This is a genomic window from Halobaculum rubrum (assembly GCF_019880225.1).
GTDB classification, from domain to species: Archaea; Halobacteriota; Halobacteria; order Halobacteriales; family Haloferacaceae; genus Halobaculum; species Halobaculum rubrum.
Window position 1 is genome coordinate 118,983 of the sequence record NZ_CP082284.1, and the last position, 26,177, is coordinate 145,159.

30 protein-coding genes are annotated in these 26,177 nt (G+C 68.3%); 7 read left to right on the forward strand and 23 right to left on the reverse strand.

Annotated features, from left to right (window positions below):
* Positions 1-37: 37 nt before the first annotated feature.
* The 4 genes from hpt (at position 38) to K6T25_RS00675 (ending at position 1,983) form a co-directional block, all read left to right on the forward strand.
* Positions 38-604, forward strand: coding sequence for a hypoxanthine/guanine phosphoribosyltransferase (hpt, locus tag K6T25_RS00660; protein WP_222915690.1), 567 nt, complete (start codon positions 38-40; stop codon positions 602-604).
* A gap of 48 nt (positions 605-652) precedes the next feature.
* Positions 653-1,066, forward strand: a complete 414-nt coding sequence (locus tag K6T25_RS00665) for a hypothetical protein (protein ID WP_222915692.1) — start codon at positions 653-655, stop codon at positions 1,064-1,066.
* Between the two features lie 131 nt (positions 1,067-1,197).
* Entirely contained in the window at positions 1,198-1,443 is a 246-nt protein-coding gene (locus K6T25_RS00670) for a hypothetical protein (protein WP_222915693.1), read from the forward strand.
* A complete protein-coding gene (locus tag K6T25_RS00675; RefSeq protein WP_222915695.1) occupies positions 1,444-1,983 on the forward strand; it encodes a hypothetical protein in 540 nt (179 codons plus the stop codon).
* Between the two features lie 79 nt (positions 1,984-2,062).
* Here the strand turns inward: K6T25_RS00675 and K6T25_RS00680 are convergent, their stop codons facing one another.
* The 9 genes from K6T25_RS00680 to K6T25_RS00720 all read right to left on the reverse strand — a co-directional run bounded on the left by K6T25_RS00680 (position 2,063) and on the right by K6T25_RS00720 (position 10,592).
* On the reverse strand, positions 2,063-2,323 hold the full coding sequence (locus tag K6T25_RS00680) for a hypothetical protein (protein WP_222915696.1): 261 nt from the start codon (positions 2,321-2,323) through the stop codon (positions 2,063-2,065).
* A gap of 92 nt (positions 2,324-2,415) precedes the next feature.
* Positions 2,416-2,880, reverse strand: a complete 465-nt coding sequence (locus tag K6T25_RS00685) for a hypothetical protein (protein WP_222915697.1) — start codon at positions 2,878-2,880, stop codon at positions 2,416-2,418.
* The gene (locus K6T25_RS00690) at positions 2,873-3,355 is read right to left on the reverse strand and encodes a hypothetical protein (protein ID WP_222915699.1); all 483 of its coding nucleotides are present in this window, start codon (positions 3,353-3,355) and stop codon (positions 2,873-2,875) included. The genes K6T25_RS00685 and K6T25_RS00690 overlap by 8 nt, the downstream gene beginning before the upstream one ends.
* Before the next feature lie 2 nt (positions 3,356-3,357).
* Positions 3,358-4,746, reverse strand: coding sequence for an ABC transporter ATP-binding protein (locus K6T25_RS00695; protein ID WP_222915701.1), 1,389 nt, complete (start codon positions 4,744-4,746; stop codon positions 3,358-3,360).
* Entirely contained in the window at positions 4,716-5,873 is a 1,158-nt protein-coding gene (locus K6T25_RS00700) for an ABC transporter ATP-binding protein (protein WP_222915702.1), read from the reverse strand. Before K6T25_RS00700 ends, K6T25_RS00695 begins: the two co-directional genes overlap by 31 nt.
* A 16-nt stretch (positions 5,874-5,889) precedes the next feature.
* Positions 5,890-6,852 carry an ABC transporter permease gene (locus tag K6T25_RS00705; RefSeq protein ID WP_222915703.1) on the reverse strand — a complete coding sequence of 321 codons (963 nt, stop codon included), beginning with the start codon at positions 6,850-6,852 and terminating at the stop codon, positions 5,890-5,892.
* Positions 6,852-7,841 (reverse strand): ABC transporter permease, encoded by a 990-nt coding sequence (locus K6T25_RS00710; RefSeq protein WP_222915704.1) that lies wholly within the window; start codon positions 7,839-7,841, stop codon positions 6,852-6,854. Before K6T25_RS00710 ends, K6T25_RS00705 begins: the two co-directional genes overlap by 1 nt.
* 170 nt (positions 7,842-8,011) lie before the next feature.
* Positions 8,012-10,078, reverse strand: coding sequence for an ABC transporter substrate-binding protein (locus tag K6T25_RS00715; RefSeq protein ID WP_222915705.1), 2,067 nt, complete (start codon positions 10,076-10,078; stop codon positions 8,012-8,014).
* A gap of 250 nt (positions 10,079-10,328) precedes the next feature.
* Positions 10,329-10,592, reverse strand: coding sequence for a hypothetical protein (locus tag K6T25_RS00720; protein WP_222915706.1), 264 nt, complete (start codon positions 10,590-10,592; stop codon positions 10,329-10,331).
* A 168-nt stretch (positions 10,593-10,760) separates the two neighbouring features.
* Between K6T25_RS00720 and K6T25_RS00725 the strand changes: the two genes are divergently transcribed.
* Positions 10,761-11,456 (forward strand): type 1 glutamine amidotransferase domain-containing protein, encoded by a 696-nt coding sequence (locus K6T25_RS00725; protein WP_222915707.1) that lies wholly within the window; start codon positions 10,761-10,763, stop codon positions 11,454-11,456.
* A 22-nt stretch (positions 11,457-11,478) separates the two neighbouring features.
* Here the strand turns inward: K6T25_RS00725 and K6T25_RS00730 are convergent, their stop codons facing one another.
* Positions 11,479-11,766, reverse strand: coding sequence for a transcriptional regulator (locus K6T25_RS00730; protein ID WP_222915708.1), 288 nt, complete (start codon positions 11,764-11,766; stop codon positions 11,479-11,481).
* Between the two features lie 129 nt (positions 11,767-11,895).
* Here K6T25_RS00730 and K6T25_RS00735 point away from each other — a divergent pair, with 129 nt between their 5' ends.
* Complete coding sequence (locus tag K6T25_RS00735; RefSeq protein ID WP_222915710.1) at positions 11,896-12,864, forward strand: nucleotidyltransferase family protein; 969 nt, start codon at positions 11,896-11,898, stop codon at positions 12,862-12,864.
* 1 nt (position 12,865) lies between these two features.
* Here K6T25_RS00735 and K6T25_RS00740 read toward each other — a convergent pair whose 3' ends face one another.
* The 12 genes from K6T25_RS00740 to folP form a co-directional block, all read right to left on the reverse strand.
* Entirely contained in the window at positions 12,866-13,621 is a 756-nt protein-coding gene (locus tag K6T25_RS00740; RefSeq protein ID WP_222915712.1) for a diphthine--ammonia ligase, read from the reverse strand.
* 82 nt (positions 13,622-13,703) lie between these two features.
* Positions 13,704-14,684, reverse strand: a complete 981-nt coding sequence (locus K6T25_RS00745) for a phosphoadenosine phosphosulfate reductase family protein (protein ID WP_222915715.1) — start codon at positions 14,682-14,684, stop codon at positions 13,704-13,706.
* Positions 14,685-14,888: 204 nt separating this feature from the next.
* Positions 14,889-15,449 carry a DUF7110 family protein gene (locus K6T25_RS00750; RefSeq protein ID WP_222915717.1) on the reverse strand — a complete coding sequence of 187 codons (561 nt, stop codon included), beginning with the start codon at positions 15,447-15,449 and terminating at the stop codon, positions 14,889-14,891.
* A 161-nt stretch (positions 15,450-15,610) separates the two neighbouring features.
* Positions 15,611-15,958, reverse strand: coding sequence for a glutaredoxin family protein (locus K6T25_RS00755; RefSeq protein ID WP_222915719.1), 348 nt, complete (start codon positions 15,956-15,958; stop codon positions 15,611-15,613).
* 88 nt (positions 15,959-16,046) lie between these two features.
* Positions 16,047-16,886: a hypothetical protein gene (locus K6T25_RS00760; protein WP_222915721.1), complete on the reverse strand. Its 840-nt coding sequence runs from the start codon at positions 16,884-16,886 to the stop codon at positions 16,047-16,049.
* A 9-nt stretch (positions 16,887-16,895) separates the two neighbouring features.
* A complete protein-coding gene (gene gfcR, locus K6T25_RS00765; RefSeq protein ID WP_222915723.1) occupies positions 16,896-17,540 on the reverse strand; it encodes a transcriptional regulator GfcR in 645 nt (214 codons plus the stop codon).
* The gene (locus K6T25_RS00770; RefSeq protein ID WP_222915725.1) at positions 17,537-18,598 is read right to left on the reverse strand and encodes a glucose 1-dehydrogenase; all 1,062 of its coding nucleotides are present in this window, start codon (positions 18,596-18,598) and stop codon (positions 17,537-17,539) included. Before K6T25_RS00770 ends, gfcR begins: the two co-directional genes overlap by 4 nt.
* A 251-nt stretch (positions 18,599-18,849) precedes the next feature.
* Positions 18,850-19,629 (reverse strand): archaeal proteasome endopeptidase complex subunit alpha, encoded by a 780-nt coding sequence (gene psmA, locus K6T25_RS00775; RefSeq protein ID WP_222915727.1) that lies wholly within the window; start codon positions 19,627-19,629, stop codon positions 18,850-18,852.
* Between the two features lie 12 nt (positions 19,630-19,641).
* A complete protein-coding gene (locus K6T25_RS00780) occupies positions 19,642-20,178 on the reverse strand; it encodes an Rpp14/Pop5 family protein (RefSeq protein WP_222915729.1) in 537 nt (178 codons plus the stop codon).
* 28 nt (positions 20,179-20,206) lie between these two features.
* Positions 20,207-20,869, reverse strand: coding sequence for a class I SAM-dependent methyltransferase (locus K6T25_RS00785; protein ID WP_222915731.1), 663 nt, complete (start codon positions 20,867-20,869; stop codon positions 20,207-20,209).
* Entirely contained in the window at positions 20,850-21,563 is a 714-nt protein-coding gene (locus K6T25_RS00790) for an RNase P subunit p30 family protein (RefSeq protein WP_222915733.1), read from the reverse strand. Before K6T25_RS00790 ends, K6T25_RS00785 begins: the two co-directional genes overlap by 20 nt.
* On the reverse strand, positions 21,560-24,112 hold the full coding sequence (gene folP / locus K6T25_RS00795) for a dihydropteroate synthase (protein WP_222915735.1): 2,553 nt from the start codon (positions 24,110-24,112) through the stop codon (positions 21,560-21,562). The genes K6T25_RS00790 and folP overlap by 4 nt, the downstream gene beginning before the upstream one ends.
* A gap of 135 nt (positions 24,113-24,247) precedes the next feature.
* Between folP and K6T25_RS00800 the strand changes: the two genes are divergently transcribed.
* Positions 24,248-24,412 carry a DUF1059 domain-containing protein gene (locus K6T25_RS00800; protein WP_222915737.1) on the forward strand — a complete coding sequence of 55 codons (165 nt, stop codon included), beginning with the start codon at positions 24,248-24,250 and terminating at the stop codon, positions 24,410-24,412.
* Positions 24,413-24,479: 67 nt separating this feature from the next.
* Here K6T25_RS00800 and purH read toward each other — a convergent pair whose 3' ends face one another.
* A complete protein-coding gene (gene purH, locus K6T25_RS00805) occupies positions 24,480-26,069 on the reverse strand; it encodes a bifunctional phosphoribosylaminoimidazolecarboxamide formyltransferase/IMP cyclohydrolase (protein WP_222915739.1) in 1,590 nt (529 codons plus the stop codon).
* Positions 26,070-26,177: the final 108 nt, after the last annotated feature.

The window sequence follows — 26,177 nt, forward strand, 5'->3', positions numbered from 1 at the left end:
CCGTCAACCTTTACGGGGTCGTCGCCGTCGGGTCGACATGGACCGCCTGCGCCAGTCCCTGCTGGAGGCGCCGATCATCGAGAAGGGCGAGTACCAGTACTTCGTCCACCCGATCAGCGACGGTGTTCCGATGCTGGAGCCCGAGCTCCTCCGGGAGATCGTCATCCGGATCATCCGGAAGGCCCAGATCGAGGACGTCGACAAGATCGTCACCCCCGCCGCGATGGGGATCCACATCTCCACCGCCCTGTCGCTGATGACCGACATCCCGCTGGTCGTCATCCGCAAGCGCGAGTACGGCCTCGACGGCGAGGTCGCGCTCCAGCAGGAGACGGGCTACTCCGAGGGCGAGATGTACATCAACGACGTGTTCGAGGGCGACCGCGTGCTCGTGCTCGACGACGTGCTCTCGACGGGCGGCACCATGAAGGGCATCCTCGACGCGCTCACCCACATCGGCGCCGACGTGGTCGACGTGGTCGCGGTGATCAAGAAGGCGGGCCCGAACAAGCTCGACGACACCGACCACTCGGTGAAGACGCTGATCAACGTCACCGTCGAGGACGGCGAGGTCGTCGTCGTCGACGAGTACGGCGACGGCTGAGGCGGCCGACTCCCCCGCGTTTTTCACGACGGCGCGCCCACCAACGGTATGGTCTCGACTCGCTTCCTCGGCGTGATCTCCACGGCGATGCTCGTCGTCGGCGCCCTCTCGATCGGACAGGCGCTGCACCTCTCGGTCGTCACCGGCGAGGTCGGCGTGACCTCGACGCCGGTGGTCGTGTACGGCGTCGCCGGCGTCGTCGCGCTCGCGATCGGCTACCGCGCCCGGAGACCGATCGCCGAGGAGTACGGGCTCACCAGCGACGCCCGCGAGCGCGGCGAACACGAACGGTCGCGACGCGACCGCGACCCCTCCTCGGTGGACCGCCCGGACGCGGCCACGGACGCCGAGGACCCGACCGGCGACGGGTCGGAGTTCGACCCTGCGATGAGCCCCCTCGGCGACGCCGAACCCGGCGAGACGGAGGCGGCCCGCGACGACGATACGGACCCAGATCGCTGAGTCCCCGGGGCGACGGCGTCAGGGTCGTCGACCACCCCGACGCGTCTGGCGGTCCTCGTTCGCGGTCACCCCGTGTGACCGCGTAGCGAGGGAATTAATAGCCACGGCACCGGTACCTGCGAGTAGCAACAATGTCCGTGACAAACCGCGTCCCCGACGCCGCGAAGGGTCCCCTCGGCGTCGCCTCGTTGGGGGTTATGATCGTCGGCTTGGTCCTCGGCTACATCTTCATGATGCTCGGCGTCACCCTCTACTTCAACCTGAACGGGATACAGGAGATCTCATCGATCGAGTCGCTCATCGTGCTCGCCACGGGGGTCGTCTGCTTCGTGGCCGGATACGCCGGCTGGCGCGGGTTCATGGGGTTCGCATACTGAATGTCCGTCGACATCAGAGATCACCCCCAGACTCCTCCAGTCGAGGAACTACAGGAGTTCACGCTCGTCCCCGTCGCGCGCGAGGAGATCGCCGACCGGCGAGGCGACGGCGAGGAGCTCCGCGAGGTGAACCTCCGTGAGTCGCGCGACGACGTGTACGTCGAGTTGGATCCCGACCCCACCGAACGCGGCGCCCACGACGACATCGGCACCGCGCTGTACCGGCTCGTCCAACTGTTCGGCACGCCCAACGTGCCCGGCTACGACGCCGGCGACGACGTCTCCGAGCGGGAGGACACGACGTTCAAGTATCTCTTCCGGCTCGTCAACGGCGCCGAGGAGCGCGACCGGACGCTTCCTGACGAGTGGCTGGTGACGGTGTTCGACTGGCACACCGAACTCGGCGTCGGGATCGCCGAGTGGGGCGAGGATCCGGATCCGGACGCCGTCGACGGCGCCGTGGGGCTCGTCTCGCTCGCGCTCGCCACGAACGTCGTCTCCGAGCCGATCCAGTGCATCTACAAGGACAAGTGGTACTGAGGGCGGCTCGTCGCCTCGGGTGACCGCAGGAACGGCCTGAACCTCCGCCGTGTAGGTCGGCCCCGCTTCAGTCTCGCTCCTAACTGCCCGTCCGGTAGTGCATCACGGCGAAGGCCGCCGCGATCGCCGACACGAGCAGCCCCGCGAACGCCGGCACGACGGCCGACTCGGAGTACAGCCCCGCCCAGTAGCCGCCGTAGGCGACCGTCACGAGCGTGGGCACCGACAGGAGGAAGAACAGCGACGAGAGATACGACGCGAGCGTCGGGTCGTTGCCGTCGTTGGCGTAGGTCCCTCGCTCGCGCACCGACTTCTCCTCCGTCGGGATGTCGCTCGGCATACCACAGGGTATCGACCGGCGGAGCAAATGCCTGTCGTCGCGGTCGCGACCGGCCCATCGAGGAGGAGAGAAGCGAAGCGACGACGAGGGGGTCAGGCGGTCGCGCCGTCGTAGACGATCGCGAGCAGATAGCCCACGAACTGCAGGGGGATCTGCCCGAACACCAGGAACGTGATGACGTCCCTGAACACGGGCATGAGCGCGAACCCGCCGAGCGTCGAGATGTCGAGCAGGAGGTACGGCGCCGCAGCCGTCGCGAACGCGAGGGCGCCGCCGCCGACGATCGCGACGGAAAGCGCCGCCAGGCTGGTGCGCAACTGCTCACACAGGAGCTTCACGAGCGCCCCCGAGGCGACCACGAGCGCGGCCATCGGGAGGTCGCCCGCCCACGCCGGTGACAGTTCCTGTAGCCGGAGGACGTACGTCGCCATCGCGCCGAGCACGCCGGCGAGCGTCCCGACGACGCCCGCCGACAGCAGTCGCTCGCGGCGAGAGCCGAACGACGCCTCCGCCGGCCGCGCGAGCGCCGCGCGCAGCGTCGACTCGCGGTCAGACATTGACGAAGTCACTCCGTCCCCTGATCGTCAGTCTGAACGTCCCCGAGGAGACGACACGTCCCTCGGCGAGCGCCGTCCGCGTTCGGTCGAGTCGCTCGGGCGGCAGGTCGGCGACGACCGTCACCGTCCCCGTCCCGCCGGCCGAGACCCTCACGTCGCTCGACGCTTCCGCGAGGCGCGCGGTTCGCGGAACGCTGAGCCGGTTCTCCGCGGCGGCGCTCCCCTCGAAGACGACGAAGGATGACGGGGTGAGCGTGACGCCGACGCCCGTCGGGTTCGACACCGCGAGGGTCACACGAACCGTCGGCTGGTCGCCGTCGACGATCTCGTAGCCGGTCGGCTCGAAGTCGACGGCGTCGCGTTCCTGCCAAGCCAACTGCGCACCGGCGGTCGACGCGAACGCGGCGCCGCCGACGGCCAGCAGCACGGCGAAGGCCGTGAGGAGGGCCCGTTGGGCGCTCGGGGACCGTACCACGCTCAGTCCTCCGTAGGAGCCGCGCCCAGTCCACCGTCGGAGCCGCCGAGGCTCTCGACGTCCCCGCCGTCGTAGAGATGACACGCAACCTCGCGCGTCCCCGACGGCTGTGGCTGCGGCGTACGGGACTCACACGGCGTGGTGATCTCCCCCTCGAGCGCCTCGAGGGCGGCCTCCGTGTCGTCCTCGAGGACCGACTCCGCCGCCTCCGTCAGCGAGCGGTGCGTCGAGGTCGGGAGGTCGATGCCGCCGAGGTCGACGCGACTGCCGCCGGTCTCCACCTCGGTCTCGGTGCGGTACTCCTCCGGAACGTCCAGCGTCAGCCCGTGTTCCACGAGCGCCTCGACCTCGTCGCGGACGGCGTCGTCGAGCGTGTTCGGGCTGATGTCGCCCCGGCGGAGCTTCAGCTTGAACTGGTAGGCGCGCCGGAACGCCTCCTGGCTGCCGGTCCAGTCGTCCGGCGGGATGATGTGTGCACACCGCGGGTGGTACCGACAGCCGCTGGGCGGGTTCCGCGGCGACGGGACCTCGCCCGTCGCGTTCGCCCGGCGGCGTTCAGCTCCGAGTTCGACGTCCGGTACGGCATCGAACAGCGCCTCCGTGTACGGATGCTTGGGGTCGTCGATGATGTCGTCGGTCGGCCCCTGCTCAACCATGTTGCCGAGGTACATGATGCCCGCGCGATCGCACATGTACCGGATCAGCGAGAGGTCGTGGCTGATGAACAGGTACGTGAGGTCGTACTCGGCCTGCAGCTCCTTCATGAGGTTGAGCACGCCGGCGCGGATCGACACGTCGAGCATCGACACCGGCTCGTCACAGACGATGAAGTCCGGGTCGACGACCAGCGCACGAGCGATCGCGACGCGCTGGCGCTCGCCGCCGGAGAGTTCGTCGGGGAAGGAGTCGAGATACACCTCGGCCGGGCCGAGCCCAACGTCCTCCAGCACCTCCTTGACGCGCGTGCGCCGCTCCTCGTACCCATCGACCATCTCGTTGATCTTGAGCGGCTCCGCGACGGTGTCGTACACCGTCATGCGGGGGTTGAGCGATTCGAACGGGTCCTGGAAGATCATCTGCACGCGCTTGCGGAACGCGTGTTCCTCCTCTCGGGTCATGTCGGTGATGTCGTTCCCGTCGAAGCGGATCGTCCCCTCCGTCGGGTCGTACAGCTTCACCAACAGCTTCCCGAGGGTGGTCTTTCCGCAGCCGGACTCGCCCGCGATGCCGACGATGTCCCCCTGGTAGATGTCCAGCGAGACGCCGTCGACCGCGCGGACCGGCTGCGGCTCCCGACCGAGCACGGTGTCGACGATACCCTGCGACTGGTCGAAGAGCTTCCGAAGCCCGTCGATCTCTACTAGCGGCTCTCGATCCTCTGCTCGGTCCATGTGGATTCCTCCAGTGCGTCGGTTCGTAGCTGTTCGAGCTCGTCGATTCGGTAACACGCCGAGCGGTGCGCGCGTTCGTCGGTCGACTCCTCGGCCCGCCCGCGCTCGGACGCCGCCTCGACGTCGTACATCGGCGGATGGCTCGCGTGACACTCCTCGATCGCGAACGGACACCGCTCGCGGAAGCGACACCCGTCACCGGGGTCGCGCAGCGTCGGCGGCGTCCCCGGAATGGAGACGAGGTCTTGGTCGCTCGCGGTTATCGTCGGGAAGGAGTTCTTCAGCCCCAACGTGTACGGGTTGGCGGTCTCCCCGAAGATCTCCGTCTTCGGCCCGGCCTCCATTACCTTCCCGCCGTACATGACGGCCATCCGGTCGCAGATCTCCGCCATCACCGAGATGTCGTGGCTGATGACGAGGATCGAGACGTCGAACTCGTCCTGGAGCGCCTCCAGCTCCTCGAGGATTCGGTCTTGAATGATCACGTCGAGCGCGGTGGTCGGCTCGTCGGCGATCAGCAGGTCGGGACTGCACGCCATCGCCATCGCGATGACCGCGCGCTGTTTCATGCCGCCGGAGAACTGATGGGCGTAATCGTCCGCCCGCTCGGGTTCGATGCCGACCCGTTCGAGCAGATCGCGCGCCCGTTCGTGTGCCTCCTCGGCGGTCGTCTCAGGCTCGTGCCGGAGGATCGCCTCGACGATCTGGTCGCCGACCTTGTACACCGGGTTCAGCGCGTTCATCGCCGACTGCGGGATGATGGCGATGTCGCGCCACCGAACGTCGCGGATCTGTTTGTTGCTCAGCTCCGCCAGGTCGGTCATGCCGTCATCGCGGACAGGCTTGTCGGGGTCGTCGATGACCGACTGCTTGGCGTCGCCGTTCTCGTCGGTCCACTGCGGGAGGGTGCTGTCGAACCAGATGTTCCCGCTCTCGATGTAGCCGTTGTCGTCGAGCAGGTGGACCAGGCTCTTCGCCAGCGTCGTCTTTCCGCAGCCGGACTCGCCGACGAGCCCGTAGGTCTCGCCGGGGTCGACGGCGAAGCTCACCTCGTCGGCCGCGTGGACCGCCGAGCCGTCGTCGACGGCGTATCGTACCGAGAGATCGTTTACTTCGAGTAGTGTCATTTGATTTGTATGTTCGTCACCGTTGCGGGTTGGTCACGTCCTCCATCGAGAAGCCGATGAAGTAGAACGATGCGGCCATCAGCATCAGCGCGAGGCCCGGCGGCAGCAGCCACCACCAGGCGTCGAAGATGTAGCCGGAGGACTTGATGTTCTGCAGCATGATCCCCCAGGAGTTCGCCGTGAAGTCCGCCAGTCCGAGGTACGCCAGCGACGCCTGCGCGATCACCGCGCCCGCGGCGTCCTGCGCGAGGAACACGAACGAGATGGGGAGCACGTTCGGCATGATGTGCCGGAAGATGATCCGGGTGTCGGAGGCCCCGGCGACCTTCGCGGACTCGACGTACGACCGCTCCTTCAGCGAGAGCGTCTCCCCGCGGATGGTGATGCAGTTGTTGAGCCACGAGGTGACCGCGATACCGATGATGATGTTGGTCGTCGTGATGCCGCGGATAGCGACCAGGACGATCAGGAACGGCAGGAACGGCAGGCCGTACATGATGTCGACGAACCGCTGGATCGCCTCGTCGATCCACGTGTCACCGTAGAACCCGGAGATGAGTCCCAGGGGAACCCCCACGAGGCTGGAGAGCAGGCCGGCAGCCAGCCCGATGTACATCGCGTTCTTCGCCGAGTAGATGACGAGACTGAACACTCCGTAGCCGTTGGCGTTCGTCCCCAGCGGCGCGAAGAACGGGTCGCCGAACGCCGGCGGGTGCGGGAGCGACCGGATCTGCTCGCCGGTGAGGCGGCTCTCGAACGGCGGCTCGCCGAGGTAGGCGATCCAGTCCGTCGAATGGGGGGCGAACAGCCCCGGCGCGATCGCCCACAGCGAGTACACCACGAGGATGATCAGCCCGATCACGCCGATTCGATGTTCGGTGTAGCGGTCCCAGCCGCGCCGCAGTCGTTCGAGCCGCGGCTCCCAGCGCCGCTTGAGCGATTCGCCGTCGGATCCGGAGGAGTCCTGTTGCGTAGCCATTATTCACCCTCCCCGAACTTGATCCGGGGGTCGAGGTACGTGTACACCACGTCGGTGAGCAGCCGCATCAACACGATCAGCAACGCGAGCATGAAGAACACGGCCTGCGCGACCGGGAAGTCCCGGTTGAGCACCGCGCTCACGATGATCTGTCCCATCCCGGGCCAGTTGAACACGTTCTCGATGATCACCGACCCGTCGATGAGGAACGCGAGGCTGACGACCGCGCCGGTCGCGACCGGAATGAGCGCGTTGCGCGCGGCGTGTTTGACCATGACCGTCCGTTCGGACAGGCCCTTGGCCCGTGCGAGGAACACGTATCCCTCGTCGGTGACCTGGTTCATCGTCGGCCGCATGATGAGCATGGAGCCGACCCACCCGATGAAGGTGAGGCTGATGATCGGGAGCGCGATGTGGAACAGGACGTCCCGCATCACGGTGAACGCCGTCCACTGGAACTCCGGGAACTGGGTGAACATGTACGCGCTGGGCAGCCACCCGAGCTCGTAGTTCAGCACCCAGATGAACAGCCAGGAGATCCAGAAGCTCGGCATCGAGTACAGCAGCAGCGACGTGCTGAAGATACTCTTGTCCTTTCTCGATCCGCGCCACCAGCCGAGGTACATCCCCACCAGCGGACCGATGATGAACCCGATGATGAACGTGGAGCCGAACAACACCAGGGTCCGGGGCATCCGGCGCACGATGAGGTCCCAGACCTGCGTGTTGTAGGTGGGCGACCGGCCGAAGTTCCCGGTCTGGTAGTTGATCATGAAGTTCAGATACTGCTTCCACAATGGTTCGTTCAGTCCCCACGTCTCCCGGATGCGCTGGATCTGTTCGCCTGTCATGCCTGAAGAGATCATGCTCGTGATGAACGAGCCGGGCATGCTGCGGATGAGAACGAACAGCAGCGACATTATCACTAGGAGCGTCAGGTACGAAACGACGATCCGTTTGGCGAGGTACTTTCCACTGATTCTGGTCATGCGTTGTGGGACCGCTCGGCGTAGTCTTGTATGGCGAAGGCGACGGTTTGAACCTGTTGCATCTTCCGTTTAGGACCCATCGACGCCGTATGAAACCCCGGCGGGGAACGAGGCTCCCGGCGCCGAAGGCGTCGTGAGGGTCGGAGGTCGACCCGACTCGGCGTCGGTCGTTACTCGGTCTGGTGGACCTGCAGGAACTGTGTCGCCAGGTACGTCGAGCCCGGTCCCGGGATGTTCCCCACGAAGCCGGCCCAGTCTGCGGTGTTGACCGGCCACTTCGTCACGTCGTAGGACGTGACCATCGTCGGGAAGTCGAGGTAGATGCGCTCGACGGCCTGACGGGCGATGTCGTTGCGCTGTTCGGTCTCCATCGTGCTGCGCGCCTCGGAGATGAGGTCGTCGGCGCCCGCGTCCTCGAACACGCCGTACGCCATCGGGTTGTTGAGCAGCGTGCTCGTGTTCTCCTCCTCGCCGGTGTCGACCACGGAGTGGTCGTCGGCGTTGTCGGAGTGGAACAGGCTGTACAGCGTGCTCGTCGCGAACGGCGAGAGGTTCACCCATCCCATCGGGAAGATGTCGAAGTCCTCCTCGCCGTACACCTTGCCGAGCATGGTGTTGAACGACATCACCTGGCGGTTGATCGGGATCCCGATCGACTGGAGCGCGGCGATGAAGTTCTCGACCATCTTGGCCGTCTGCGGGCTGTCGGCGGCCGGGTACACGTACATCGTGATCGGCCCGTCGTTGAGATCGGTGATCGTCTGACCGTTGACCCGGATCTCCTGGTCGGGGTTCTGGTCGGACTCCTGGAGCACCTCGGACTCGACCGAGCCGAAGCTGTAGTCGTGCTTGGCCTCGGTCTGACCCGCGTTCACGCCGGTGAGGCTGCCGGGGTACTCCTGACCGATGTAGGTGCCGCCCTCGCCGCTGATGACCTTGCCGTCGGTGAGGAAGCTACGGATGTTCTCCACGTCCGCGACGCCCGGGCTGGACTGCCGGAAGTGGAACGCCTGCGTGGACGCCCCCGAGAGGAGTTCCTGATCGGTTCCGGTCTCGGGCCGCACGGCGGCGTAGCCCGGCGGCATGATGAAGTCGCCCTCCTGGGCGTAGCCGCGCTGGAGGCGGTCCGTCCAGTAGATGTCGTCGAACGCGAACCCGAGGACCTGCCGGAACGTCGTGTCGTCGAGCGGGGTCCGCCGGAGGTTGAACGAGTAGTGGCCGTACCCGGTGTCGAAGCCGTCGATCAGCTCCTTCCCCTCGGCATCCTGCACGTCCTCGATGCGGGAGGTCCGGATACCGCTGTACATCGAGTCGATGTCGCCCTCGAAGAACGCCTGCGTGAGCGCGGACGTGGACGAGTACACCGAGATACGGATCGCGTCGACGAACGGGCCGCCGGAGCGGATCCCGGGGACCTCGCTGCGCCACTCCAGATCCGAGAGGTTGTACTCGCCCTCGCGCTCGGCGTAGGAGATCTCGATGGACGTGTCGGGCTCGTAGCGGGTGACGACACCCGGGCCGAGGCCGACGGGACCGCCGTTCTCGTACGGCTGGTACGTGTTGAAGTCGTCCACGCCCTCCCACTTGTGCTTCGGGAGGATCGGCAGCGCGAGCTGGCTGGACGCGTACGTCCCGATCGGCTTGTTCAGGATCATCTCGCAGTCCCAGTCGGAGCTGTCGGACAGCTCCACAGACATGATCGGGGCGATGACCGAAATGAAGCCGCCGGGCTCCTGATCCATCAGGTAGTTGTACGACCAGACGACGTCCTCGGCGGTGAACTCCTCGCCGTCGTTCCACGTCAGGCCGTCGGTCCGGACGTTGAAGCGGATCCGGACGTTCGGCTGGTCGTTGTCGCCCGTTTCGTCGAGTTCCTCGAAGTCCCAGTCGGTGAAGACGTTCGGGTGAACCTCGAAGTTGACCGGGTCGGTCGACGTTCCGAGCTCGTAGATCTGGTCGGTGATCACGCCGGAGTACGCCGAGGACGTCGCGAGGACGTTGATCCCCTTCGGGGCGGTTCCCATCCCGAAGTTGAACTTGCCGCCGGTCGGGACGTCGGCGCTCTCGTCGACTTCGGTCGGAGTGCTCTCCTCCGTCGGAGTCGCGGTCGATTCGTCGGTATCGGTCTCCTCACCGCCGCCGTTGCCCGAGCAACCGGCGAGGCTGGCCGAGACCGCTGCGACGCCGGTTCCCTGGAGGAACCGACGTCGGCTGGATCCGGACTGGTTGTCTGACATACGGACGGTCATTATGGAATACCGAACTTAAGCATGTGGGATCCTCTCATATCGGAACGGTTCACTGAAATCAGTATTTCAGCTATTCGCCTCGTTGTTCTCCCATGGTAGTCGTCTAGAATTGACGATTCTCGAACAGTGTGGCAGATAGTTCGACGTTCGCGATCTGGCGAAAACAGCCGAAAACAAAAGACGAATTTATTGTAGAGATATCGACGACCACGTCGGGTGTCGGATCGCGTGAGACCGCTCACTCGCCTCGCGCGCGCATCCCGAAGTACATTGCGAGGGTGACGGCGGCCATCCCCCCCGAGAGATACGTCGTCTCGGGGATCGAAGCTTGCCCCATGCTCGCCAGTTCCATGCCGAGAAACGCCCAGCCGGCGGCGGTCGCGAACCCCAGCGCCATCACCGCGTAGCCGGCGCTTTCTCGCTCGGTCGCGTGGAGGTACACACCCACCGTCAGCACGACGCCGCCGAGGAGGGCCAACACCGTCCGGGTACCCACTGCCATTGGTCTCCGTTGTCGGGGGGCCGGGATAAGCGGCCCGGAGGCGGTCGCTCACGGTACCGCGGCCGGTCGGATCGCCGCGGCCGGTCGTGCTGGGGAGGACAGTTCGCTCACCGGCCCCCAGTTCCGCCGGCGACACGTTTTCCGGCGCCCGGCCCCCAGTTCGAGCGCATGAGCGACACCACGGCGTTGTTCGTCGTCAGCGAAGAAGGGTACTGGGCCGAGGAGTGTATCGAGCCGCTCACGACGCTCGACGCCGCCGGCGTCGACGTGACCGTGGCGACACCGTCCGGATCGCCGCCGGTGGTCGACGAGCGGTCGCTCGACCCCGAAGACATCGGCGAGGAGACGGTCGAGGAGTACCGCGAGGTCCACGAGACCGACGACCGCCTGCGTGACCCCGAGCCGATCACGACGGTCGAGGCCGCCGACTACGACGCCGTCGTGTTCCCCGGCGGCCACGGCACCGTCTGGGACGTGAACCAGGACCGACACGCCCGAACCGCGCTCCGGGAGGCCGTCGCCGGCGACGACGGCGTCGCGCTGGTCGTCTGTCACGCCGTCGGGATCCTCGCGTTCACACGGACCGACGACGGCGGGTTCCTCGTCGACGGCCGCGACGTGACCGGCTTCCCGAACGAGTGGGAGGAGGGGATCGTCGACGAGTTCGATCGGCTCGAGGGGCGCAAGCTCCCCTATTGGGTCGAGGACGAGGTCGTCGCCGCCGGCGGGAACTTCGACGCCGAGCTCGAGGCCGACACCAGCGTCACCGTCGACGGCGACCTGATCACGGCCCGCGGGCCCGGGTCGTCGAGCGAGGCGGCGGAGACGCTGCTCGCGGAACTGGGCGTCGAGGCGACCGCGTAGGCGTCGCTGGGTCCGCTCGTCGTCAGGCGGACTCGATCACGAACTGTGGCTCCTCGACGCTTTCCCCCTTACACGATGGACACCGCGACGGGGAGTTCATCGGGTCGTCGAAGTCGTCGAACCCGCAGTCGCGACACGTCGGCGGCGCCACCAGGAACTGCTCGCGGTCGGGCAGCGACTGCGCGACGTGATCCAGGTGGTCGTACACCACGGAGCGAGGTACGTCGAACTCGGCCGCGAGCGCGCTGCCGGAACACGCCCGCTCGCGCAGCGTCTCGGCGATCCGCTCTCGGGTCGTCCGCTCGGGCATACCCGCCGTAGGTCGCCGGCGCGGGAATCGGTTTCGGGCGACCGGCGCCCGGCCCGCCCCGTCGAGATCTGTCGAACTAGTGAGACAAAAGAGGAAAAGCCCTTGTCGGTCCGGCGTAACCGTGGTCGCATGAAGGCAGTTGTGCTCGCAGGCGGATACGCGACGAGGCTCTGGCCGATAACGCGCAATCGGCCGAAGATGCTGCTTCCGGTCGGTGACGGGACCGTCATCGACGAGATATTCGGCGATCTGGAGGCCGACGACCGGATCGACGAGGTGTTCGTCTCCACGAACGAGCGCTTCGCCGGGGAGTTCGAGACGTATCTCGCCGACGCCGACTTCGAGAAGCCGACCGTCTCGGTCGAGGACACCAGCGCCGAGGACGAGAAGTTCGGCGTCGTCGGCGCGCTCGCGCAGCTGATCGACCGCGAGAACGTGGACGACGATCTCGTCGTCGTCGCCGGCGACAACCTCATCTCCTTCGACGTCGCCGAGTTCGTCGACTTCTTCGCCGAGAAGGGGACGCCGACGCTGGCGGCCTACGACGTCGGCTCGCGCGAGCGCGCCAAGAGCTACGGGCTGGTCCAACTCGACGGCGACCGCGTCGTCGACTTCCAGGAGAAGCCCGACGACCCCAAGAGCACGCTCGTGTCCATCGCCTGCTACGCGTTCCCCCAGGAGACGCTCCCGGACTTCGAGGCGTACCTCTCGGACGGCAACAACCCGGACGAGCCCGGCTGGTTCATCCAGTGGCTTCAGTCGCGCCAGCCCGTCCACGCGTTCACCTTCGAGGAGGCGTGGTTCGACATCGGCACGCCCGAGAGCTACCTCGACGCCGTCTCGTGGTACCTCAACGGCGAGTCGGTCGTCCACCCGGACGCGACCGTCGAGAACTCCGAGATCGGCGACAACGTGTACGTCCTCGCGGGCACGGAGATCGTCGACTCATCGCTCGAGGAGTCGGTCGTCTTCGGCAACGCGACCATCAGGGACGCCGACGTACGCGGCAGCATCATCGACGAGGAGACCGTCGTCGACGGCCTCGACCTCTCGGGCGCGCTCATCGGCGCCCACTCCCGGCTCACGAACGACAGCTGATCTATTCGGCCAATCGCGCGTCAGTTACCCGGATCCGCCCGCGCGTCCCGTTCCACTCCGTGTCGTACTCCAGTTCGATCCGGCGGTCCATGTGTGGCCCGTCGGTGACGAACGTCTCGAACTCGCCGCCCTCTCCGAGGATGTGGACGCCGTACTCGTCGTTGAGCTCCTCCAGCTCCGCGAGCGCCTCGCGATCGAGCGTCCGTCCGAGCCACGACTCGTCCAGCCCCGCGGCCGCGACCTGGAGGATCCGGATCTCGAACCCCGCGTCGAGCATCTCCTCGGCGAGCGCCCGGGGGTCGCGCTGCCACAGCGGCGCGAACAGCTCGATCCCCAGCCGATCGCACATCGCCTCGATCCGGCTCGTCTGGAACTCCGACTCGACGGCGCCGGCGGTGACGCCCGCGAGCGGCAGGCTCTCGGCGAGGTCTGCGATGGCAGCCTCCATCGGCTCCAGTTCGCTGTCGCCCTGCGCGCCCGAATCGGTCGCCTCGTCGGCGCCGAAGGCCTCGGGCTCTACCTCGACGAGCGGGATCCCGATACTCTCGGCCGCCAGCGCGGCCAGCCGGGTCTCGGGGACGTGGTACATGTACGAGTCGCCCGCGGGGTGGACCGTCAGGAGGCGCTCGACCGGAAGTCCGCGCTCCAGCGCCCGATACACCGCCCACGAGGAGTCCTTCCCGCCGGAGAACAGCCCGACGTAGGCCTCCCCGTCCGGAGCGGCCGTGTCGGCGTCGCCGGCGGCGTCGTCGCTCATACCGTGGGTACGGGGGAAGGCGACCTTACCCGTGACGGTTCTGTCCTCCCTCGTCGCGCGGCGGGGCGGTCACCGCCCGTCGTTACATGTAGCCGAGGTCGCGCAGGCGCTCCATCAGGTCCTCCTTGTCCTGGGCGCGGCCGGCGCGCTCGGTCGTGTTCTCCATGTCCTGCAGCCAGGCGGGCTCCTCGGCGGACTTGTCCGTCGAGATCTGCGAGCCCAGCGATCGGAACCCCGCGAAGTACTTCGGCGAGACGGGGATGTCCTCGATCTCGATGCCCTCCGGCAGGTCGTCGAACCCCTGCGGGACGTAGCCGTCCTCGGGGTAGCCATCGACCGTCTCCGGCACGACGAAGTACCAGAAGGCGTCCCACACGTCGGCCTCCTCGAACTGCAGGATCGGCTGAATACGGTCGTGGGGCGGGTAGATGTCCGGGTCGTGGCGCGGCGAGAAGAACGTCTCGTCGGCGCGCGCCTCCTGCTCGTCCCAGCGGATGCCCGAGATGATGCCGTCGATGTCCTCGGACTCCAGCGTGTCGTTGAGCGCGACCGTCTTCAGCAGGTGGTTGCCGACGTACGTGTCGAGCAGGAACGGGAACGTCTCGTCCTCGTACTCGAGGATGTTGCGGATGTGATGCTGGTTGTGCTCGGAGAGGGCGTCGACGGGGATGTCGTCGCCCGGCTCCAGGCCGTTCTCGTCGACGTAGTCGCCCACGTCCGTGTTACGGGCCCAGACGACCTCCAGGTCCCACTCGTCGGCCCAGTGGCGGACGAACTCCATCAGCTCGTCGAAGTGCTGGAAGTGGTCGATGAACACTGTCACCGGCAGCTCCAGCTCGTCGTGCTGCTCGACGACCTCCTTCACGAAGTACAGCGTCAGCGTCGAGTCCTTCCCGCCGGTCCACATCACCGCGGGGTTGTCGTACTCGCGCAGGCCCGCCTCGACGACCTCTAGCGCCTTCTCGAGCTTGTGCTCGATGCTCGGGTAGTCGCCGGGCTGCTCGCCCTCGCCGTCGGTGTAGTCCACGTCCAGATAGTCCGGGAACTCCTGTGACTCGGCCATGTGTGGTAATGAGATGTAATTACAGGTTCAAAGGTTTTGTGTCCCTAACTCCGTGACAGATTCTCACCCACGGAGGGGGACGGCGGCGGATACCGAGCTTGCGGCGACCCGTCCGTTGGTATCGGCGCACACGTGGCTGCAGAACTCGACCGGCGTGTGAAAACTGCCGACGCTCGACCGGCGTCCGTCGCGGGGACGCTCGTCTTACGAGATGAACTTGTTGTCCCGCCACTCGACGCCGCCCTTCTCCCCCTCGCGGTTGGGAGTCTCGACGACCTCGACGCTGGCGGGGCGTTCCTCGCCCTCGACGATGCGGTGGGCGTGAAGTTCGTCGTCGGCCTCGGTGATCGCCGTCAGCGTCCCCTTCTCCGAGAGCAGCGCGATCTCACGGAGCACGAGGAACATCGGGTACTGGAGCGCGGTGTTCTGTAACACCGTCTCGCGATCGCCTTTGAAGCAGGCGAACTCGACGAGTTCGGAGGGGATCTCCTCTTCTTCCTCCTGCATCCAGCCGCCGCCGGTGCGCGGCGGCTCCTCCTCGTACACGCGCGTCTCGGAGACGCTCGCTTTCAGCTGCGCCGTCGGGGTGTACTTCCCGATCGATTCGTCGCTCGACACCGCCTTCAGGATCAGCGTGTTGTTCCGGCGTGTGATGTCGACGTCGTCGACGTCCCCCGGGAGCTCCGGGTCGGACGCGAAGTGGTCCTGCAGGTCTTCCAGTGGCAGTTCGAGCGTCGAGTGAAGTCTGTATACGCGACCTGACATATGTGGGGATGGGGGTGGGTGCGACGAGGAAGCGCCGCGGCGTCCCGCGGGCGCCGTCCGAACGACCCGACTCGTCGGTATCTACGAACCCGACGCGTAAAACACCTGTCCCCGGCTGCCGCAACGCCGCATCGTCCGGGCCGCTCGCCGGTTCACGGCGTCTACGCGTCGATTTCGAGGGTCTCGGCCAGCTCCCCGCGCTCGTCCAACTCCGCGAGGATGTCGCTGCCGCCGACGAACTCGCCGTCGACGTACGTCTGCGGGATGGTCTCCCACCCGCCCACCTCCTCCAACGCCGCTCGGTACTCCGGCAGCGCCGGGAGCACGTCGATGGTCTCGAACTCCTCGACGTGCTGGGAAATGAGCCCGAGCGCGCGCTTCGAGTAGCCGCACTGGGGCATGAGCCGGTTCCCCTTCATGAACAGCACCACGTCGTTCTCCGCGAGCGCCTCCTCGACGCGCTCGGCGGCCTCCTCGGCCGTCAGCTCGCTTTCGGGTTGGAATGCCATGCGCGGTCGTAGGCGACTCCGGTTGATAGACGTTGTGACGGGGGCGGGTTGGGCGGACCGTTCGGCCGTTGCACGGCCCGATCGACTCCTACCCGGCGTACGCGTACCACCCGAGCACCACGGTAGCGGGGAGAGTTAACAGTGCGAGCATCACGACGAGCGGTCGGGCGTCCGGGGGCGCGATCACGTAGACGCCGCCGGTGAGCACGAGCGATCCAGCACACATCGTCGCGGCAGCCGCCTTGACCGCGGCCGGCGCGCCGTCACGGTCCCCACCCGTGGGCGGAGTGCTCGGCGCTAGCAGTGGTTCGGCGGCGACGAACGCGTCCCGGGAAAACGTCGGCAGCCGGTGTGCCCCCGCGTGTCCGGCGTAGTACCGGACGAACACGACCACGCGGTCGCCGATCTCGATCGAGCGGATCGACCTGATCGAACCGAGCGGGAGCTCGCTGCCGACGTACTTGATCGTCCCCGTACTGGGGTCGACCGTACCCCTCCCGGAGACGATAGCCACGACGACGAGCAACGCGAGCCCGACGGCGACCAGCACACCCGAGAACCACAGTCCGTCGAGAACGAGAACCCCCGAGACGTGGAGGAGTCCGCCCCAGATCAGCGCGACGGCGACGCCGCCACGTCCGAATCGGGAGCCGACTCCGGTGTCGGGGAGCGCACGGATCGCGGCGAACAGCGCGCGGTTCACCGCGATCGCGACGATGACCGCCGCCGCGGCGACAACGAGGAGAACCATGTCGCCGCCGATCGCCGCGCCGGCGACGGTCACGACGCTTCCGAGCAGTGGGCCGACGAGGACGCCCGCGATCAGCCCGAGCGCAGCAACCGCGAGTCCGCCGGTGACGCGGTCCTCACCCGCCGAGAGATCCCACGTGATGGTCGGGTCGGCGTCCGAACCGGGGATGGAGGGCACCGACCCGGATCACTCGCGGCCGACGCCGACGACGTTGATCAGCGAGTGGACCGGAACCCCGTTGACCTCGTCGAGCCCCTGCTTGTCGACGATGACGACGCAGGCCTTGGGCTGGCCCCCCTCGGCCTGCACGGCCTCGACGGTCTCCGTGAGCGTCGTCCCGGAGGTGACGGTGTCGTCGACGACGAAACACTCCCGGCCGCGGATCGTCGCGAAGTTGCGCGAGAAGCCCCCGCCCACGTCGTCGATGTCGCCCTCGTCCCACTGGTGTTTCGCCGGCGCGTACGCCGCGAGATCCGTGTCGAGCTCCCGTGCGATCGTCGTCGCCAGCGGCGTCCCCGCCTTCTCGATGCCGACGGTGAGGTCGACCTCCTCGCCCTGCTTGACGAGCAGGTCCGCCATCGCGCGGCCGACGTGGGTGAGGCGCGTGGAGTCGCGGCCGACCGCGGACCAGTCGACGTGGATGTCCTGCGGGCCGGACGGACCGCCGGTGCCGCCGTCGTCGCCCGCGTCCGCGGGCGTGGCGCCCGACCGGTTCACGAGCCAGGAGGCCGTCTCGCGGGAGACGTTCAGCTCGTCGGCGATCTCGCCCTTCGAGAGCCCGCGCTCGGCCAGCTCCGCCGCGTCGTCGATGAGGTCGTCGACGTTCTTCATCGTGACCCGAATTCCACGGCCGTCTTGATAGTGGTGTCGTCGTCGTCGAACGCTCGCTCGAACTCGTCGAGTCCGTACACCCCGGTCACCAGGTCCTCGGTGAACCACTCGGGCAGCGCAGCGACCGATTCGACGGCGCGCCCGAAGTGACGGACGTTCGAGTTCACCGAGCCCACGAGCGCCTTGTTGTGGAGGACGAGCTCGCGGTGGAGCGTGCCGCCGTCGATCTCGAACTGCCAGTCGCCGGGCACGCCCAGCAGCGCGCCGACGCCGTTTGGCGCCAGCGCCTCGACCGTCTCGAAGGCGTGTTTCGCGTGGCCGGTCGCCTCGTACACGAGGTCCATCGGCTCGTACACCCCGGCTACCGCATCGACCGGCGTCTCCCGGGAGTCGACGTACGTCGCGCCCAGCTCGTCGATGATGTCGATCGTCGGATCCGGGCGGTCACGTCGACCCAGACAGTAGAGGCGGTCGAACGACTCCTGTAGCATCGCGACCGTGAGCAGCCCGAGGCTGCCGTTGCCGAGCACGAGCGCCGACTCCGGCGACCACTCGAACGCCGACCGGCTGGCGCGGGCGTGTTCGATCGCCTTCTCGGTGATCGACGCGGGCTCCACGAGGAAGCCGAGCTCCGCGAGCTCGGGCGGACAGTGCACGAGGTGCTCGGCGGGACTGGCGAAGTACTCGGACATGAACCCGTGGGCGCCGTCGATGCCGCGCTCGTGGTACTCCCCGGCCGGCGCCATGTCCGGCTCCCCGCGCGCGAAGTAGTCGTTCGAGCCGTTCGGCCGCCGACGAACGGTGGGCACGACGACGTCGCCCTCGGACAGCCCCGTCCCGTTCGTGTCGACGACGACGCCGACCGCCTCGTGGCCCAGAACCATGTGGTCCTCGCCCTCGGGGTAGCCGCCGTGGCTTCCCGCGATGACCTCGTGGTCGGTCCCGTCGACCCCGACGCGCAGCGTCCGGACGAGCGCCTCACCCTCGGCGGGGTCCGGTCTCGGTTTCTCGAGTACCGTCGGGGTTTCCTCCCCGCGGCGAACGGCGATGGCTTTCATGACCGGGCGTACCACGCGCGCGGTCAAAAGGGTTATTCTATCACGAGTAAATAGTTGTGAGAGCACGGCGACCCGCGGAGCCGACGCGTCACGGGGAGATATCGAAGTCCGCGATGAGGAGTTCTCGAAGGATGGCTCTCAACTGTCATCGCCTCCACTCGCGAGTGAACGGTGTCGGTGAAGCGTGAGCCGCCGCCGTGCGTCGGAGACGGGCGGTCCGAGGCCGGTTCGGGACCGTCGCCCGAAGCCCGTTACTCCTCAGTCGCGTCGTCGTCCTCGTCCGATGCCGCCTCCTCGTCGTCGAGGTAGCCGAACTCGTCGAGGTAGCCCTCGACCGAGGCGGCGTCGTGATCGACGTACCGCGGGTCGTCGACGTGTATCGTCCCGAGGCCGACGCCGTCGGGTTCGAGCCCCTCGTCGTCGCCGGACTCCGCCAGCGCGGCGAGCGCGAGCTCGATCCCCTCCTCCATCGTGAGGTCGTCGCTGTACCCCTCCTCGAGGTGCTCGCGCACGTCGGCGCGGTTCGCACCGATCGAGAGCGCCTTCCACTCGTAGGGCGTCCCCGACGGGTCCGTCTCGAACAGGCGGGGCTCGCCGTTCTCGATGCCGCCGACGATGAGCGCGACGCCGAACGGACGTGCACCGCCGATCTGTGTGTACTGCTGGATGTGGTCGGTGACGGTCTTCGTCAGCGTCTCGATACCCATCTCCTCGCCGTAGCGCAGCCGGTTCACCTGCGCCTGCCGGCGGGCGAAGTCGATGAGCTGTCGCGCGTCGGCGACGTGACCGGCGCTGGCGATGGCGACGTGGTCGTCGATCTTGTGGAGCTTCTCGACGGATTCCGGCTCCATCAGCTCCGACCGCGAGCGCTTGTCCGCGGCGAGCACGACGCCCGCCGCCGTGCGCACGCCGACGCTCGTCGTGCCTCGTTTGACCGCCTCTCGCGCGTACTCGACCTGGTAGAGGCGACCGTCCGGGGAGAAGATGGTGATCCCCCGGTCGTACGCCTGCTGTTGTGATTGTCCCTGCATCGTGTCTGAGTCTCAGTGTCCGTCCGAGGCCGCGTCGTCGTCCGGGTCGGACCGCCCCGGGCGGGAGGTGTCTCGGTCGGTCGCGCCCACGTATCCCGACGGCGTCGAGACGTCGACCGCGCCGTCGCGGCGACGGTAACCGGGTCCGCTCGCGCCGTCGACGGTGAGCTCGACCGTACTCTCGTCTTCGAATCCGCCCGCGTCGCCTAAATAGCTTTCCTCACCGGCCCGTATCGTCCCCGAGACGCCGCGAACGCGCACGCCGACCGGCTGCCCGTCGACGGCGTCGACGCACGCCAGCGCCGCCCGGCCGCGTTCGAGGTCCCCGCGGCGAACGCGAACGATCGCCGCGCCGGTTCCCGCGTCGAACCGGAAGCGAACGACCGTCAGGTCGGCGTCGGCGCTCCCGGGGTCGCCGAGGAGGTTCTGGGCGGCGTACCACACCTCGCGCTGGAACGGTCCCCGCGAGAGGTCGGCGTCGGGCCACGACTCCAGCCCGACGACGAGGTAGCGCCACCGCGGGCGGAGGTGTTTGGGCAGATGCTTCACGGGTGCTCGGGAACCGCGTTCGACTCGGTCACGACTCGCGGCCGCCGGAGACGACGCGCTCGGCGGTGATCACGCCGACCTGGTCGTGGACGCGGTCGACCTGCGTCACGGCGTAGCCGGCGTCGGTGACGTAGTCCACGAGCGTGCCGACGGTCGCCGGATCGTCGACCTCGGGGCTGTAGAACGGCTCCTCGGGGTCCGGCTCGCCGAAGAACATCACGTCGCCGAGGACGATCCGTCGCGGGCCGACGGTGTCGGTCCGGCTGGGCGTCGTCCCGCCGTCGAGGCCGGCCCACGTCTCGATCGCCTCGCGCTTCTCCTCGTCCGCGAGGTGATGCAGCGCGAAGTTCGAGGTGACGATCTGCGCCGCGCCGTCGTACTCGGGCGCGCGGAACTCGCCGTAGCCGAACTCGACGGTCTCGACCCCTCGCTCGCCGGCTTTCTCCCTCGCCTGCTCCAGCATCCCCTCGCTCACGTCGCGGCCGACGACGCGGCCGGCGTCCTCGGCAAGCGCCAGCGCGATGGCGCCGGTTCCGGTGCCGAGATCCAGCACCGTGTCGGTCTCGGCGGGCGCCGCGCGGCGGATAACCAGCCCGGCGCACGCCTCGTACTCCTCGCTGTTCTGGTCGTCGTCGTAGTCGGCGGCGGCCTCCGAGAACCGCGCCGCGTGGTCAGCGATCGGCTTCTTCACACCGGTCCACTCGGACCCCCGGGGAAATGAACTCCGCGGACAGACGCTCGCGGTTTCGCGCCGCGAGTCGTCCCCACTCCGCGAGCCCGGAACGCAGCCACGACTCGTCGAACCCGAGCTCCGACCCCACCGCGACCAGCTCCCGCGGCGACCGCAGTTCGAGGTGGGAGGTCGGTCGCGCGCTCACCACGTACGGCGCGTCGTAGTGGTCGACGATCTCCCGGAGCTTCCGGAGCCCCTTCAGCCCGCGCACTCGCGTGCCGCCGGACTCGCGCAGCGCCGGCCCGAGATCGAACTCCACGCGCGTGCCGTGAGTCGCGGCGGCCTTCGCGAGCACGTGGTTGAAGCTCCCCTCGCCCGACAGCGGCGCCGCGAGCACGTCGACGCGGTCCTGCTCGACGGCGAAGCGGTTGAGCGCGTCCGTCCCGCCCCGCACGAGCACCAGCGGGAAGTCGGGGCGGAAGTTCCCGACCGCCCCGCTGGCGGAGGAGGGCTCGTCGGCGACGACCTCGACGGCCGGCACGACGTCCACGTCGTAGCGCTCGCGGAGCGCATCCGGGTCGAAGTCTGCCTCACGCGTTCGGATCACGAGCCCGTCGTAGCCGTATCGGCGGGCGGTCTGCGCGAGCCGGGCCGCCGTCGCGTCGCCGTCGGGATGGGCGTACGCGGCCTCGTACGGTCCCGGATCGCTCACGCGTCCTCCCCGTCATCGACGCCGTCCTCGCGGCTCGCGGCGCCCGTCGTTCCCTCGGGGGGTTCGGTTCGCTCGGCCTCGACGTCAAACCCCGCCGGGTCGGCCGCCGCCGCGGCGACCCGGACCGCCGCGACGTTCTCGGCGGCGTCGTGAACGCGGACGATATCGGCGCCGTTGGCGGCCGCAAGCGCGGTCGCCGCGATCGTCCCGTTCGGCGCGTCCCCGGCGACCTCGCCGGTCAGCTCGAACATCGACTTGTGGGAGTGGCCGAACAGCACGGGACAGCCGAGCGCGTCGAACTCGCCGAGGCGGCCCAGCAGCTCGAAGTTCTCTCGCTTCGATTTCCCGAAGCCGATCCCGGGGTCGACGATGACGTTCTCGCGCGGTATCCCCGCCTTCTCCGCGAGCAGGACGCGCTCGCCCAGCTCGGCGATGACGTCCTCGACCACGTCGTCGTACTCGGGGTCGCGATCGGGATCGACCGGCGCCTCGATGCTGTGCATCACGATCACCGGGACGTCGCGCTCGGCGGCGAGAAACCGCATCTCGGGGTCCTCCAGGCCCGTAACGTCGTTGAGAACGTCCGCGCCCGCGTCGAGCGCCGCCGCCGCGACGGCCGCCTTCCGCGTGTCCACCGATATCAGCGCGTCGACGTCGGCGATCGCCTCGATCACCGGCTCGATGCGCGCGATCTCCTCGTCGGCCGGCACCGGATCGGCGCCCGGTCGGGTCGACTCCCCGCCCACGTCGATGACGTCGACGCCGGCGTCGACGAGCGCCTCCGCCCGCGCGAGCGCGTCCGCCTCGTCGAAGAACTTCCCGCCGTCGTGGAACGAGTCCGGCGTCACGTTCAACACGCCCATCACCGCGGTGCCCTCGGTCCACGGGTACTCGCGTGTGTTCGGAGGCGCCGCGTCCGCGATCCCGAGCGCCTCTCGCAGGTCCGCCGCCACGCCGGAGAGGCCGTGATCGAGGTCGTCCAGCGCCCCGGCCAACTCGGCGAGCTCGGCGCGCGATCCCGAACAGACGACCTCCGCGAGCTCGCCGCCACCGACGCCGCTGACGCCGCAGGCGGCGCCCGAGCGCGCGGCCTCCCGGCGCAGGTGCGTCGCCTGCGTCTCCGAGAGGCGCGTCGTCACCGTCTCGTGGACGCTCTCGCCCGCGGTCTCGCCGATCTCCGCGCCCGGGACGTTCGCCGCCGCGAGCGTCTCCCGGGCGGCTGATTCCCCGTCGACGTCCTTCGGAATGAACTGTCGGGTCCACGTCGTCCGCGCCTCCGCGACACAGAACAGCGAGCCCGTGAGGAGCACGCAGTCGTTCGGACCTGCCGCCCCGCGCGCCGCCGTGAGCGCGTCGGCGACCGATCTCCCGGAGGTGACTGCCGCGTCGGTCTCCCGCCCGAACACCCGCGCGAGCACCTCCGGGTCCTCCGCGCGGTCGAGCGACGGCGCGCAGGTGTGGACCGTCGCCGGCGCGGGCAGGGCGGCGGCCATCTCGCCGTGGTCCTTGTCGTGCATCGCCCCGAACACGAGGTGGAGGTCGTCGTACGCCAACTCCGCGAGCGTCTCCCCGAGCGTCTCGCAGGCGGCTGGGTTGTGTGCCCCGTCGAGCACCACGAGCGGGTCCGACTCCATCACCTCGAAGCGCCCCGGCCAGTGGGCGTTCCGGAGGCCGCGCGCGAGGGTCGCCCCGTCGTCGACGCCCAGGGCTCGCACGAGCGCGGCGGCGACGCCGGCGTTCGTCGCCTGGTAGGCGCCCAACAGCGGGATACGCGTCTCGACGCCCCAGCCGTCGCCGGCGAGCGCGACGCGGGATTCCTGCGGGCTCACCGCGCCCTCGTACGTCGCTGTCAGATCCGCCTCGACCGGGCCGGGACCGCCGGTCGGTCCGGCGACGGAGATCACCTCCGCGTCGGCGTCCTCGGCGACCGCCCGAACCGTCGCGAGCGCGTCGCCGTCGGTCGCCGTGACCAGCGGGCCGCCGTCGGGAGCGACCTTCGCCTTCGTGCGCGCGATCTCCTCGACGGTGTCGCCGAGGACAGCCGTGTGCTCCAGCGAGACGTTCGTCACCGCGGCGGCGACGGGGTCGACGACGCTCGTGGCGTCGAACTCGCCGCCCATTCCGACCTCCAGCACCGCCACGTCCACGTCCGCGCGGTCGAACCGCCACAGCGCCAGCGCGGTGACGACCTCGAAGAACGTGAGCGGCTCGCCGCCGGCGGCGCGGTCGACCAGCCACGGCTTCGCCGCCTCCACGAACGCGGCGACCTCGGCCTTCGGGACGGATCGGCCGTCAACGCGCACGCGCTCGCGAACGTTCTCGAAGTGGGGAGAGGTGTAGAGACCGACGCGGCGGCCGTCCTCGCGGAGGACCGACTCGACCATCCGAGCGACGCTCCCCTTCCCGTTCGTCCCCGCGACCTGGACGAAGTCGATCCCCTCGTGGGGGTCGCCCAGGTGGGCCAACAGGTCACGCACCGACTCGGTGCCCGGCTTGACCTGGAAGCGCCGGAGGTCGAAGAGGAAGTTCGCCGCCTCGTAGTAGCGCATACGCGGACCGATTCGCGGCGCGCGCTTATGGCTAACGGAGCGGCCGGGTCGCCGTCGCGTACGGCGAGCGTACCCGCCGCATGGTACAGTATAACAAGGTCCGATCGACGAGAATCGGCGGACGGTGGATACACTATGGTACACCAGATCGTCTGTGAGGACGCCGGGATGGACTGCGCGTTCGTCGTCCAGTCGGAGTCGGACGACGAACTCGTCGAGATGGCGAAACGACACGGCGAACGGGAACACAACGTGGAGATGGAGGACGGCGACGTCCGCGACCTGATCAAGCCGGCCTGATCCGGTCCGAGTTGGCCCGAGTCGGCCGAAACGGCAGGGCCGACCGTGGCGGCCACGCAGGCGCGGCTCAGTCGTGCCGGAACGCGCGGTCGCCGGTGAACACCATCGCCATGTCGTGCTCGTTCGCCGCCGCGATCACGTCGTCGTCGTTGACGGATCCGCCGGGCTGGATCACCGCCTCGATGCCCGCGTCGGCGGCCTCCTCGATGGCGTCCGGGAACGGGAAGAACGCGTCCGAGGCCATCACGGCGCCCTCTGCGGACTTCCCCTCGGCGTCCTTCTCCGCCTTCATCGCCGCCAGCGTGACGGCGTCGACGCGGCTCACCTGGCCCATGCCGACGCCGACCGTCTCGGTGCCGGTGGCGAACAGGATTCCGTTGGACTTCACGTGCTTCATCACGCACCACGCGAACAGCATCGTCTCCACCTCCTCGTCGGTGGGCGCGCGCTCGGTGACGACCTCCAGGTCGTCGCGCTCGGGCGCCTGTAGGTCGCGCTCCTGCACGAGTCGGCCGCCGACAATGGGCTTCTCGGTGAGCATCTCGGACCGCTCGCCGAACGTCTCCTCGTCGCCGACATCGAGCACGCGGAGGTTGTCCTTCTCGAACAGCACCTCCAGCGCGTCGTCGGCGTAGCCGGGAGCGACGACGACCTCCTTGAACGAGTCCACGATCAGTTCGGCCGTCTCGGCGTCGCACTCGCGGTTGAGCGCGACGATGCCGCCGAAGGCGGACTTCGCGTCCGTCGACAGCGCATCGGCGTACGCGTCCGCGAGCGTGTCCGCCGTCGCACAGCCGGCGGGGTTGGTGTGTTTGATCACGGCCGCGGCGGGCTCGTCGAACTCCTTCACGAGGTTGAGCGCGCCGTCGGCGTCGTTGTAGTTGTTGTACGAGAGCCGCTTGGCGCCCTCGTTCAACTGATCCGCGGCGACGACGTTCGCCTCCTCGCAGGTGGTGTCGGCGTACAACGCGGCGTCCTGATGGGGGTTCTCGCCGTAGCGAAGCTCCCGGACGCGGTCCTCGCTGGTCGTCCGCCGGGCGGGGAACCGGCCGTCGCCGTCGCCGTCGACGTGCACCTCGTGGGCGTCCACGTCGACCGTCACGCGGTCCTCGGCGAACCACTTCACCGCCCGCGGGTACGCCGCGAACTCCGCCTCGTACAGCACGCGCTCCGTCAGGTCGGCCACGTCGTCGCCCTCGTAGACCGGCACCGCTTCCTGAGTGACGATGGGACCGCCGTCGACCTCCTCGGTGACCACGTGGACGGTGCAACCGGTCTGGCGCACGCCCGCGTCGAGGACGCGCTCGTGGGCGTTGGTGCCCGCGAACGACGGAAGCAGCGACGGATGGACGTTCAGCGTCGTGGGCGCGGCGTCGAGGAAGGTGTCCGTCAGGACCCGCATGTACCCGTCCAGACACACCAGGTCGAAGTCGTAGCCGGCGAGCGCGTCGAGGACCCGCTCCTCGTGGCTCGCGCGCTCCTCCCCGTTGTCGCGCTCGACGACCTCGGTCGCCACGCCGCGCTTGGCCATCGCGTCCAGCACCGGCGCGTCGGCGTCGTTCGCCACGACGACCGACAGCTCGGCGCCGCCCGGCGCCCGATCCGCGATGGTCCGAAGGTTGCGCCCGCGATTGCTCGCCATGCCCGCGATCTTCATGGTGGAACGCTCCCCCGCCGCCGGAAAGAGCGTTGCGGTCTTGTGGGAGTGCGTATCCACGAACTCGCATCGAAATAGCGGTTGATTCCCGTCCGATCGCCAGTCGTA